Origin of the sequence: Arthrobacter sp. D5-1, assembly GCF_017357425.1 — a bacterium.
Classification (GTDB): Bacteria; Actinomycetota; Actinomycetes; order Actinomycetales; family Micrococcaceae; genus Arthrobacter.
Map to the genome: position 1 here is coordinate 2,720,070 of NZ_CP014571.1, position 12,273 is coordinate 2,732,342.

A 12,273-nucleotide genomic window follows, 5' to 3' on the forward strand; every position below is an offset into this window, starting at 1 on the left:
CCTCGGCTGCAAATGAGGCCGGGTCCGGAGGCTACCACGTGACTTGCATCACCAGTTGTAACGGACTCTCCCGGCACCGTGCCCATACAGCCTACAGGGTTTGGGGCGATTAACGTGATTTGACCCGCGACGCGCTGGGGCGGTTTGAAACCCGGAGATAAAAAGCCCGGGCAGGAACGGTCAGGCGAACAGCCGGGGAGCGTCGAAGAATGCAGTTTCGTAGCGGCAGGACTGGGCAAAAGCCTCCACCATTGATACCCGCTCCCCCTCGGAAGCTGCCGCTGCAGCGGCGTCCGTGAAATTGATCGCATTCCTGGTGGCTGCAGCAAACTCTTCATCGGCGTAAGTCCTGAGCCAGTCCGCGTAGGGATGCGCCGCCGGGGATCCCGCCTCCACGAAAGATGCATGGAGCCGCTGGCCCACCTCTGCGTAGAGCCAGTAGCACGGCAGGATGGCCGCCAGCACCACGGAGTAGCTCCCGGTGGCCGAGGACGCCAGCAGGTGGTCCACGTAGGACTTAGTGACGGGTCCGGTCACCGAGGATGCCTCTCGGGTGCTGAGCCAGTTCCTGTGCAGTTCCGATTCGACCTCAAGGCACTGCTGTGACGCTTTGGCCCAGAACAGTTGCTCCTCCTCCGTGGGGGCAAGAGCGCCCGCACGCGCCAGGACCCTGGAATACCCGTTGAGGTAGAGGGCGTCCTGCGCGAGGTAGTAATTGAACGCAGCCTCCGGGAGGTCGCCCGATTGCAGGCCGTCAATAAAGCTGAGCTTGTAGATTGCCTCGAGCTCCGGAGCAGCTTCCTTCCACAGCGCCGCGGCGAATTGCCCCGGCCTCAGGACCTGATGGTGGTGGAAATGGTGGACCGGCCCGTTTCCCTGGCCTACGTCGAGGCTGTCCGAATGCAGCAGCGCCTGAAGCAACCACGGCTTGACTTCGCGCAGGGAAGCTTCCCAATCGCCGGTGCGGGCCTGGACCGTGGCCAGAGCCGACGACAACGAACAGCCCGTGCCGTGGCTGTTCTTCGTTTCCACGCGGGGTCCGGCTACCTCGATGACGTCCTGCCGCAGGAGGCCGCTGGTGTTAACCAGGGCATCCGGGCATTCCGCCCCTGCCAGGTGTCCGCCCTTCACCAGGACCGTGGTGCCGCACTCAGCAGCCAGTCGCTTGCCCTGGTTCAACGCCGAATCCCAGTCAGCAGCTTCAGGCTCCCCCAACAGCATGGCAAGCTCCGGGAGGTTCGGGGTAATAAGGTCCGCCAACGGCAGCAGAGCGCGCAGGGCCTGCTCGGCAGACCCCCGCAGGAGGCGGTCGCCGCTGGTGGCCACCATCACCGGGTCAAGGACCACGACGCCGGGACGCACCGACTCAAGCCAGCTGCGGACCTCATCGATCACCGCAGCGTCACCCAGCATGCCGATCTTGACGGCATCGATGGCGATGTCCGTGCTGATGGACTCCAACTGCTGTCGCAGGAACTCCACCGGAGGAACATGGACAGCACTGACGCCCAGCGTGTTTTGGGCCGTCAACGCGGTGATCGCCGCCATGCCGTAGCCGCCCTGCGCAGCAATGCTCTTCAGGTCAGCTTGGATACCGGCACCGCCGGAGGGGTCCGAGCCCGCGATACTCAGTACGCGGGGCGTTTCCCGGCCGCAAACAGCCAGAGGGTACACAGAAGAATACGACGATGACGTCATGGGGACATCCCTTCGCCGGTGCTAACCGGACAGGTTCAACGGGTCTGGATCTCAGCCGGCCCTATGCCCGGCACCCCGTGTCAATCCCCAGCGTAACCGGGAAGCAGCATGCCTCGGGAACTGCACTCCGCAGAAGACCGGTTATGACCGCTGTGAGCAGACAGCAAAGGCCCCGCAGTACCCGCCTGTGGCGGTTACTGCGGGGCCCTTGCAGATCAGGTCCTAGAGCTCCGAAGCGGGAACACCAACCCCAAGGATGATGGGTTCCTCGGACGCTGCCTTCTTGGCAGGCTCCGCCGGTGCTTTGGCCTGGTGTGCAGTTCCACGCGCTGCGGTAGCAGTTACCTCGTGGTGCTCAACGCTGGTCTCGTTGGCTGCACCCTGGGCGCGGCTCGCACTGCGGTTGCGGCGCCCCCGGCGGGACTTCGACGCCGAAGCAGCTTCAGGGTCCTCGTCCACGGGCCCCGCCACGGCGGCTGCAGGTGCAGCGGCTGCCTTGGAAGGAACCACGGTTTCGGGCTTCGCCTCGGGTGCTGCGCCAAGGTGGGAGAACGCTTCGGCCAGGAGATCCAGGCTCATGGCAGGCTTGGCGGCAGGCGGTTCCTCGTGGTGTTCCCCGAAAGGCAAGGCCACTTCTTCGCCGCCGAATCGCAGAACCGGTGTGGACCGTGTGTCACGAACCGATGCTTCCCGGTCTGATTCGGGGTCGGAGTGCTCTCCGGCCTCCGGCTGTGATGCGGCAGGCGCCTGGTGCTGGCCGGCCGCCCGTGCTTGCTCTTCTGCACGGTGAACTTCGTCATCGTGGAGGTGGGCAGCGTGGGCGGCAGCAGCGATCGTCGCCAGCGCAGCGCGGGTTGCCTCTGCCTTGGCCTGCTTGGCAGGATCCTGCGGCTCGGAAGCCGCGGGAGGTGCGGCAGGGGCGGAAGCAGTGCTGTGGACCTGCGCGGGAGCCTCGGCCACAGCCTGTCCCCCGCCCTTGCCACGGCGGCGCTTGCGTTCTGTTCGGGCTGTGGGTTGCTGCGCCTCAGTGTGGGGGCGGTGGTGCTCGGCAGCCACAACGTTGGCGCGACGGTGCTCCACCGGTTCATCGTGGGTGACCACGCCGCGGCCCGCACAGTGCTCGCACTGCTCACCGAAGACCTCAAGGAGGCCGGTACCCATGCGCTTGCGGGTCATCTGGACAAGGCCCAGTGACGTCACTTCAGCCACTTGGTGCTTGGTGCGGTCGCGGCCAAGGCACTCAACCATACGGCGGAGGACGAGGTCGCGGTTGGACTCAAGGACCATGTCGATGAAGTCGATGACAATGATGCCGCCGATGTCACGCAGGCGAAGCTGGCGAACTACTTCCTCAGCAGCTTCGAGGTTGTTCTTGGTGACGGTTTCTTCAAGGTTTCCACCGCTGCCGGTGAACTTACCGGTGTTGACGTCCACCACGGTCATGGCTTCGGTGCGGTCGATGACCAGCGAACCACCGGATGGGAGGAAGACCTTGCGTTCCAGTGCCTTGTGGATCTGCTCGTCAATGCGCCAGGCACCGAAGATGTCCTGGTCCTTGGTCCACTTCTCGAGGCGGCCCACAAGGTCGGGGGCAACGTAGGTTACGTAAGCCTCAATGGTGTCCCAGGCGTCGTCGCCGGAAACGATCAGTTTGGAGAAGTCTTCATTGAAGACGTCACGGACCACCTTGATGGTCAGGTCGGGTTCGCCGTAGAGCAGTTCCGGTGCCAGGACCTTGGTGGAGGAGGCCTGGCCTTCGATGCCTTCCCACTGGGCGCGCAGGCGGTTGATGTCATGCGTCAGTTCTTCTTCCGACGCACCTTCAGCAGCCGTGCGGACAATGACGCCGGCGTTTTCCGGCAAACGGTCCTTCAGGATGCGCTTGAGGCGGTTGCGTTCGACGTCGGGCAGCTTGCGTGAAATGCCGGTCATGGAACCACCGGGCACGTACACCAGGTAGCGGCCGGGCAGGGAGATCTGGCTTGTCAGGCGGGCACCCTTGTGGCCTACAGGGTCCTTGGTGACCTGGACCAGAACGGAATCGCCGGACTTCAGCGCATTCTCGATCCGGCGCGGCTGGCCCTCGAGGTTGACCGCGTCCCAGTTCACTTCACCGGCGTACAACACGGCGTTGCGGCCGCGTCCGATATCCACGAAGGCAGCTTCCATGGACGGCAGGACGTTCTGGACCTTGCCCAGGTAAACGTTGCCGATCAGGGAGTCCTGCTGGGTCTTGGAGACAAAATGCTCGGCAAGCACGCCATCTTCCAGGACGCCGATCTGAATTCTGTCGTCGCGCTGGCGGACAATCATCTGGCGGTCCACTGATTCGCGGCGGGCCAGGAATTCGGCCTCGGTGATGACCTGGCGGCGGCGTCCGGTCTCGCGGGATTCACGGCGGCGCTGCTTCTTGGCCTCAAGCCTGGTGGAGCCCTTGACGCTGGTCACGCGATTCGAGGGAGCAGTTTCCGTGATGGGGCGGGGAGCGCGGACGCGGGTGACTGTGTTGGGCGGATCGTCGTCCGAGCCGCCGGTCAGTTCAAGGTCCTGGTCGCCACGGCGGCGACGACGACGGCGACGCGAGGTCACCCCTTCGTCGGAGGCTTCAGCAGCGGGAGTTTCCTCATCGTCAGACTCGGCGCCCTCTCCGGCTTCACTTTCTTCGCGTTCGGTCCCGCGGCGGCCACGGCGGCCACGGCTACGGCGGCGGCGACGACTGCCGGCATCTTCCAGCTCATCCTCGGCACCGGTTTCAGCTTCTTCCTCAGAATCCTCTTCCTTCTCTTCCACCGCGACAACGCGGGGAACAGTGGTGAGGTCCGGAGCCTGGAAGATCATGGACGTGATGGACACGGGCTCCAGGAAGAGCGAAGCAGAGCCTGCAGCGGCGGCTTCCTCCTCTTCGGGGGTTGCCTCAACAGGAGCCGCATCAAGGGTATCTGCTTCAGCAGCAGGCGACGCCTGCGGGGAGGCGGCGTCCGGCGTCGTGGTTTCAACTGTGGTTTCCGCAGCAACAGGTGCTTCGTCGGCGGCAGGCGCCTCCGCTTCAACCTTGGGCTTGGCAGTACGACGACGGCGGACCGGCTTTTCGGGGGCAGGCCCGGCGACGGCTTCGGGCTGGGTCTCTACAGCGGCTTCCGGCGCGGCAGCGACGTCCTCACCCAAACCGGGCAGTGGCTCAGCGGGTTCTGCTTTCTTGCGTGAGCGGGTACGTCGTACCGGCGCAACGGGGGCCTCCGTTGCCTCAGGGGCCTCCGTCGATTCAACGACAGGCGCTGCTGCGGCCTGCGCCTCGGCGTCAGCTGCAACTTTGGGCGCAGCCTTGCGCCGGGTCCGGGTGGCTTTCTTTGGCGCTTCCGCAGTTTCCGCGGGAGCTGCCTCATCATTAACGGCTACAACCTGGTCATTATCCATATGTGGCAACACTCCTGCCCCAGCGACACCGCCACATCCGGCGCCCAGTGGGGCAAATATTGTCAAAACCCGCAGGCGTTGACAGAAGTCGGTAGTATGCTCTCCGGTTCGCACCATCATTGGGGTGCGGCAGCCCTGGAAAGCCGGTGCCCTTGTTCTGAAACCCGTTGTTCTGCTGCCACAACCAGGTGCCGTCCATTGTCATGGCGGGCCCACCAAGGATCACGTGATCCAGGCATGCCCAGCTCATACTGGCGGTCTTGGGAACAAAGTCACCGGACCGGATTCCGAATGTGGATCGGGCTCCGGCTATGTTCATTCTCTCACACCTGTTCACCTTCCCACGGTAGGCCGCTGTGTCGCAGCTCCGGGGAACAGGCGCCAACCGGAAGCTTGGGGGCACCGTCCAGCCTCCGGAGTTACAATCCTCCCAAGAGCCCATACCGGCATGGCCGGACCGTACATTGAAAAGGACCAGATCCGCGATGCCGAGCACAGCCAGGGGAAACCTGGCCAACCAATCCACCAACGCCGTGGAGGATTTCTCCACGCAGGCAGGTCCCCACCAGGATCCACTCCCCCGGACTGTCCGTGACAAACCCTTTGCCTGGCTGCTGCTGGTCACCGGTGTGATCGGATGGGTGGCATCCGGAGCCTTGGTATTGGAGAAGCTTGAAGTACTCAAGGACCCCAACCACGTAACCGTCTGCGATGTGAATCCCTGGGTTTCCTGCGGGGCGGTCATGCAGACACCGCAGAGTTCCGTGTTCGGGTTCCCCAACATGTTCATCGGCATCGTGGCCTTTGCCGTCATCATCACCACGGCGATGGGTATCCTCGCGGGGGCCAAGTTCTCACGAGGCTACTGGCTGGGCCTCCAGGCAGGCGTTACCCTTGGCTTCGCGTTCGTTGTCTGGCTGTGGTCGCAGGCCCTCTACGCCATCCACGTGCTCTGCCCGTTCTGCATGGTGGTGTGGGCTGCCATGATCCCGTTGTTCGTGTGGGTAACCATCCGCAATGTCACCCACGGAGTCATCAAGGCGCCACCGGCCTTGGCAAAGCTGCTGGGCGAATCCGGCTGGATCATTGTGGCGCTCCTGTACGTTGCCGTCGCCGCTACCATCTTCTTCTCGTTCATTCACATCTTCGTGGGGTCCTCCGCTTAGGAAAACCTCCCGCGGGACGACAGAAAAGGCCAATGTTCGTGATGAACATTGGCCTTTTCCATAGTTTCGGTGATGCGTGACTAGCCCGCGAACCAGATCTTGATTTCGCGCTCAGCCGAGTCAACGGAATCCGAGCCGTGGACGAGGTTCTGCTGGACTGCCAGGCCCCAGTCGCGGCCGAAGTCACCACGAATGGTGCCCGGCGCTGCCGTGGTGGGATCAGTGGTTCCAGCCAGCGAACGGAAGCCCTCAATGACACGGTGGCCCTCGAAGACCGCCGCGATGACCGGTCCGCTCAGCATGAATTCAACCAGTGGCTCGTAGAACGGCTTGCCCACGTGCTCCTCATAGTGCTGCTCCAGCAGCTCGCGGGATGCGTTGACCTTCTTCAGTTCCGCCAGGGTGTAACCCTTGGCTTCGATCCGGGCGAGGATGGTTCCGCCCAGGTTGCGGGCGACGCCGTCGGGCTTGACCAGGACGAGGGTCCGTTCAATGCTCACAGTTGCTCCAATGTGGTTGGTCGGTGGTTTTCCCAGCCAGTTTACGGGGTTTGCGGGTCTGCTTCGTCACCGTGGGCAGCATCCCATTCGGCCTGTTCACGGTCCCGCTGGGCTACTTCACGGTCAATCCTCATGCCGGCCCTGATCCCGTACCACCAGCAGATGGCGAACAGGATGCCCACAATGAACATTGTTGGCTCTGCAAAGCCCGTCAGGATCAGCACCAGCTGCAGCGCCCAGCCAACGGCGATCCCCCAAGGCTTGGACAACACAGCGCAGGCGAGGACCAGCACAACACTCAGGGCGATGCCCACGCCCAGGATGATGCCGGGGGCCACCTCCCCGCGCCTCAACCCGAAGACCGCCAGCGTGCCGAAGAACGCGACGAAGGCTTCGAGGAGGAGCACGGTGGATGCGAACATCACTTTGGTGGAGCGGCGCTTCTTGGGCATGCCGGGGCGCCATTCACGCTGCGCCTTGGTCATTTTTGCCATGCTTAGGCACCGGCCTTTCCGAGCAGGATCCTGGCCTCGGCCACCACGGTGATGGAGCCGGTCACCAGGACGCCGCCTGCGAGGTCGTCGTTGGATTCCGCACGCTCCACGGCCCATTCAAGGGCGTCATCGAGCTTCTCCGCAATGTGGATGTTGTCCTCGCCGAAGCCAAGGTCGACGGCGAGTTCGGCCAGTTCCGCTGCGGGAACGGCACGCGCCGAGTTGGATTGCGTGAAGCAGAATTCTCCGGCAAGTCCACCGAGGGAATCCCTGAGGGTCTTCAGGATTTCCTCCGCGTCTTTCTCGCGCAGGACTCCTACCACCACTACGAGCTTGCTGAAACTGAAGGCCTCCTGGATGGCCTCAGCTGAGACGCGGATGCCATCCGGATTGTGCGCAGCGTCAACCACTACGGTAGGCGCCGTGCGGACAACCTCCAGCCGCCCTGGCGACGTCACGTTGCCGAACGCTTCCGTCAGCACCTCTGCGTCGAGTTCCTTCTCTCCCCCGCCGAAGAAAGCTTCCAGTGCTGCAACGGCGACGGCAGCATTTTCAGCCTGGTGGGCCCCATGGAGCGGAAGCAGCAGGTCCTCATAGCGGCCGGCCAATCCCTGGATGGTGAGCACCTGGCCACCCACGGCCACTGCGCGGGACTCAACGCCAAATTCAACGCCCTCGAACCGGAACGGCACGTCCACTTCGCGGGCTTTCTCCAACAGGACCTGCGCGGCGTCCACCGGCTGGGCGGCGCTGACCAGGAACCCGCCGGGTTTGATGATGCCGGCCTTCTCATAAGCGATGTCCTCGGTGGTGTCGCCCAGGAGATCCGTGTGGTCCAAAGAGATCGGCGTGATGACCGAGACTTGACCGTCGCCCACGTTGGTGGCGTCGGTGATGCCACCCAACCCGACTTCGATCACGGCAACATCAACCGGCTGGTCCGCGAACACAGCAAAGCCCAGGATTGTGAGGCACTCAAAGTAGGTCAGCCGGGGCTGGTTGTCGGCCTCGAGCTCGCTGTCCACGATTTCCAGGTAGGGGCGGATTTCGTCCCAGATGCGCACGAACGTCGCGTCGGGCACAGGCTCGCCGTCGATGCTGATGCGCTCGGTGACCTTGGACAAGTGCGGGCTGGTATAGCGGCCCGTGCTCAGTCCGTGGGCACGGAGTCCGGCCTCGATCATGCGGGCCGTTGACGTTTTGCCGTTGGTACCGGTGATGTGAATGATCGGGTACGCCTTGTTCGGCTCCCCCAGTACATCCATGGCACGGAACAAGGGGGCCAGGCGCGGTTCCATCTTGTTTTCCGGAGCACGGCCCAGAAGTTCGGCGTAGACGCTTTCTACTGAGAATTCGTCAGTCATGGTCAGGCTCCTGCCTTGGTGACCGTGACCTGCGGTTCGTCGACGCCGGCCAGCAGAACCTCCAGCTCAAGGGTCAGCGTTTCTGTCTTGACGAGCTCCGCATTGGCTTTCAGGGCGTCAACGACATCCTGTGCGGCCTCCACAGACGTCCGGATGCGGTCGCTCACGTTGAGTCCAGCGTCCTTGCGGGCTTGCTGGATGGCGCGGACCATGTCCCGGGCCAGCCCTTCTGCCGCAAGCTCCGGGGTGACCTCGGTGTTGAGGACCACAAAGCCACCGCCAGGAAGTACCGCTACTGCCGAGCTGCCGCCATCGGCGGCTTCCGCAACCACAGTCTCCAGCGTGTACTCGTGCGGTTCGAGCTCGAGGCCACCGGCAACCACAACACCGGCATCATTGACAGACCAATCTCCGGACTTGGATCCCTTGATGGCCTGTTGGACGTTCTTGCCCAGGCGAGGTCCGGCAGCGCGGGCGTTGACCACCAGCTTCTGCTCGATGCCGAATTCCTCAGGCGAGGCAGTTGCCGCGTCCAGCAGGCGGACGGACCGCAGGTTCAGTTCATCGGCGACGACGGCGGCAAAGCCTTCCAGCGCGTCTGCTCCAGGTGCCACAACAGTCAGTTCCTGCAGCGGCAGGCGGACGCGCAGGTTGGCTCCCTTGCGCAAGCTGGAACCAGTGGAGCAGATCTGCTGCACACGGTCCATGGCCTCCACCAGCCCGGCGTTGGCAGGGAACAAGGACGCGTCCGGCCAGTCAGCCAGGTGTACGGAGCGGCCACCCGTGAGACCACGCCAGATCTCCTCGGAGACCAGCGGCAACAACGATGCCGACACCCGGCACACGGCTTCCAACGCAGTGTAGAGCGCGTCAAAGGCGTCAACATTCTCGTCGAAGAAGCGCTGGCGGCTGCGCCGGACGTACCAGTTGGTGAGCATGTCCAGGTAGCTGCGCAGTTGATCGCAGGCACCCGAGATGTCGTAGCTGTCCAGGCTTGACGTGATGTTCCGGACCAAGTCTCCGGTGTTGGCCAGGAGGTATTGGTCCAGCGTGTCGGCGTAGCCGTCGTAGCGCAGCTTCGCCTCGTAACCGGAACCCCCGTTCGATGCGTTGGTGTACAGCGTGAAGAAGCTGTAGACGTTCCACAGCGGCAGGATGACCTGACGGACGCCATCGCGGATACCTTGCTCGGTCACCACGAGGTTCCCACCGCGAAGGATGGGGCTGGACATGAGGAACCAGCGCATGGCGTCGGAACCGTCGCGGTCCAGGACCTCGGACACGTCCGGGTAGTTGCGCAGGCTCTTGGACATTTTCTGGCCGTCGGAGCCCAGTACGATGCCGTGACTGATCACATTGCGGAATGCCGGGCGATCAAACAGAGCGGTGGACAGGATGTGCAGCATGTAGAACCAGCCGCGCGTCTGTCCGATGTACTCCACAATGAAGTCCGCCGGGTTGTGGGTGTCAAACCACTCTTCGTTTTGGAACGGGTAGTGCACCTGTCCGTACGGCATGGAGCCGGAGTCGAACCAGACGTCCAGGACGTCCTCGACGCGGCGCATGGTGGATTGACCTGTGGGGTCGTCCGGGTTGGGGCGGGTCAGTTCATCGATGAACGGACGGTGCAGGTCCACTTGGCCTTCGTTGTTGACCGGGAGGCGGCCGAAGTCGGCTTCCAGTTCCGCCAGCGAACCGTAGACGTCGGTGCGCGGGTACTCGGGATCATCCGACTGCCAAACGGGGATGGGTGAGCCCCAGTAGCGGTTGCGGCTGATGGACCAGTCGCGGGCGTTGTCCAGCCACTTGCCGAACTGGCCGTCCTTGACGTTGCCCGGGATCCAGTTGATCTCCTGGTTGAGCTCGGACATGCGGTCTTTGAACTTGGTGACCTCCACATACCAGGATGACACTGCGCGGTAGATCAGGGGGTTCCGGCAACGCCAGCAGTGCGGGTAGCTGTGCTCGTAGCTGGCCTGGCGGACCAACCGGCCATCGGCGCGGAGCACCTGGGTGATGGGCTTGTTCGCGTCGAAAACCTGCAGGCCAACGATCGAGGCCAGCTCGCCATGGGCAAACAGCGGCAGGAACTTGGCGCCTTCATCCACGGAGAGGACCACAGGGATACCGGCGTCTTCACAGACCTTCTGGTCATCCTCACCATAGGCCGGAGCCTGGTGGACGATGCCCGTACCGTCGGTGGTGGTGACGTAGTCCGCCACCAGGAATCGCCAGGCATTCTGCGTCCCGTACTTCTCAGTATCCGCAAAGTCGTTCCACAGCGGCTCATACTCAAGGCCTGCCAACTCGGAGCCTGAGTGGGTGGAGACAACGGCGGCAGTTGCGGCAGCGACGCCGTCGGCACCGTCACCGTACCCCAGGTCCTTGGCGTAGGAGCCCACAAGGTCAGCAGCGAGCAGGAAGCTGCCGGTGACCGGCGCCTCAGCGGAGGCCGCCTTTACGCCGTTGGGTCCTGCGGGCAGGACGGCGTAGGAGATGTCAGGCCCGACGGCGAGCGCCAGGTTGGTGGGCAGCGTCCAGGGCGTGGTGGTCCAGGCAAGCGCCTGCACACCTTCAAGAGCCTTGGAGAGTTCGGACTCTCCTGCCTTGATGGGGAACGTCACGGTGACAGTCTGGTCCTGGCGGTTCTTGTAGACGTCGTCGTCCATGCGGAGTTCGTGGTTGGACAGCGGCGTCTCGTCCTTCCAGCAGTAAGGGAGGACGCGGTAACCGTTGTAGGTCAGGCCCTTCTCGTGCAGCTGCTTGAAAGCCCAGAGCACCGACTCCATGTACTCGACATTGAGGGTCTTGTAGTCGTTGTCGAAATCCACCCAGCGGGCCTGGCGGGTGACGTAGGCCTTCCACTCATTGGCGTACTTCATGACGGAGGCGCGGCAGGCGTCGTTGAATTTGTCGATGCCCATGGCTTCGATCTGGGTCTTGTCCGTCATACCCAGTTGCTTCATGGCTTCGAGCTCTGCGGGGAGCCCGTGGGTGTCCCAACCGAAGCGGCGTTCCACGCGCTTGCCGCGCTGGGTCTGGTAGCGGCCTACGAGGTCCTTGGCGTAGCCGGTCAGCAGGTGGCCGTAGTGGGGCAGGCCGTTGGCGAAAGGAGGGCCATCGTAGAAGACGAATTCGTTGCTTCCGGCTGTCCCACCGGGAAGGTCGCTGTCGCGCTGGTCGATGCTGGCTTGGAAGGTGCCATCTTCATCCCAGTATTTGAGGATGCGCTCTTCGATTTCCGGGAACTTCACGGAAGCGGACACGCCGTGCGTGCCGGACGAAGACGCTGAGGCCTTGGGGTAGTGGGTCATCTCATATCCTGTGATAGCTGGTTGACTGTCAGGATGCGAGGACGGCTTCTGTGCTGCCTGTCGGCTGCGCAGGTACCGCGGTACCACCTCACTTACCGGAACGGATATTCCGGCCTCTCATTACTGCTGTGACGGGCTTACCCGTCCGGTTCTACTGGGCGCCTGCCACCTTTGCAGGTGGTCAGAGCTGTTCTTCCGGAAGCTCACCGGTGATGGCCGGGTCAAAGCTGCTCCCCCAAGTCTAGCGGCAGCCTGGCGCCTCCCTCTACCCGGAGTTCATCCTATGGATGGAGTCCGGTGGCGCTGCTGATACATAGACTCAT

At 63.4% G+C, this 12,273-nt stretch carries 7 protein-coding genes and 1 riboswitch; of the genes, 1 reads left to right on the forward strand and 6 read right to left on the reverse strand.

Annotation, left to right across the window (positions count from 1 at the left end):
• Positions 1–180: 180 nt before the first annotated feature.
• Together thiD and AYX22_RS12380 are read right to left on the reverse strand one after the other, a co-directional pair.
• On the reverse strand, positions 181–1,698 hold the full coding sequence (thiD, locus tag AYX22_RS12375; RefSeq protein ID WP_207593732.1) for a bifunctional hydroxymethylpyrimidine kinase/phosphomethylpyrimidine kinase: 1,518 nt from the start codon (positions 1,696–1,698) through the stop codon (positions 181–183).
• Positions 1,689–1,786: riboswitch (TPP riboswitch) on the reverse strand. Its footprint overlaps the gene before it by 10 nt.
• 134 nt (positions 1,787–1,920) lie before the next feature.
• Positions 1,921–5,112 carry an Rne/Rng family ribonuclease gene (locus tag AYX22_RS12380; protein ID WP_242703322.1) on the reverse strand — a complete coding sequence of 1,064 codons (3,192 nt, stop codon included), beginning with the start codon at positions 5,110–5,112 and terminating at the stop codon, positions 1,921–1,923.
• Between the two features lie 485 nt (positions 5,113–5,597).
• On the opposite strand from AYX22_RS12380, the gene AYX22_RS12385 reads away from it, so the two are divergent.
• Positions 5,598–6,278, forward strand: a complete 681-nt coding sequence (locus AYX22_RS12385) for a vitamin K epoxide reductase family protein (RefSeq protein ID WP_207593734.1) — start codon at positions 5,598–5,600, stop codon at positions 6,276–6,278.
• A gap of 80 nt (positions 6,279–6,358) precedes the next feature.
• Here the strand turns inward: AYX22_RS12385 and ndk are convergent, their stop codons facing one another.
• Genes ndk through ileS form a run of 4 tightly spaced genes read right to left on the reverse strand, consistent with a single transcriptional unit; the run spans position 6,359 to position 11,950 of the window.
• Entirely contained in the window at positions 6,359–6,778 is a 420-nt protein-coding gene (ndk, locus tag AYX22_RS12390; RefSeq protein ID WP_089595301.1) for a nucleoside-diphosphate kinase, read from the reverse strand.
• A 41-nt stretch (positions 6,779–6,819) separates the two neighbouring features.
• Positions 6,820–7,272, reverse strand: a complete 453-nt coding sequence (locus AYX22_RS12395; protein WP_207593735.1) for a DUF4233 domain-containing protein — start codon at positions 7,270–7,272, stop codon at positions 6,820–6,822.
• A 2-nt stretch (positions 7,273–7,274) separates the two neighbouring features.
• Positions 7,275–8,636, reverse strand: a complete 1,362-nt coding sequence (locus AYX22_RS12400; protein WP_207593736.1) for a folylpolyglutamate synthase/dihydrofolate synthase family protein — start codon at positions 8,634–8,636, stop codon at positions 7,275–7,277.
• Positions 8,637–8,638: 2 nt separating this feature from the next.
• Positions 8,639–11,950, reverse strand: coding sequence for an isoleucine--tRNA ligase (gene ileS, locus AYX22_RS12405; protein WP_207593737.1), 3,312 nt, complete (start codon positions 11,948–11,950; stop codon positions 8,639–8,641).
• Positions 11,951–12,273 lie beyond the last annotated feature (323 nt).

Coding starts and splice junctions, on each gene's coding strand:
- thiD (WP_207593732.1), bottom strand. CDS start 1,698: ATGACGTCATCGTCGTATTCTTCTGTGTACCCTCTGGCTGTTTGCGGC.
- AYX22_RS12380 (WP_242703322.1), bottom strand. CDS start 5,112: ATGGATAATGACCAGGTTGTAGCCGTTAATGATGAGGCAGCTCCCGCG.
- AYX22_RS12385 (WP_207593734.1), top strand. CDS start 5,598: ATGCCGAGCACAGCCAGGGGAAACCTGGCCAACCAATCCACCAACGCC.
- AYX22_RS12395 (WP_207593735.1), bottom strand. CDS start 7,272: ATGGCAAAAATGACCAAGGCGCAGCGTGAATGGCGCCCCGGCATGCCC.
- AYX22_RS12400 (WP_207593736.1), bottom strand. CDS start 8,636: ATGACTGACGAATTCTCAGTAGAAAGCGTCTACGCCGAACTTCTGGGC.
- ileS (WP_207593737.1), bottom strand. CDS start 11,950: ATGACCCACTACCCCAAGGCCTCAGCGTCTTCGTCCGGCACGCACGGC.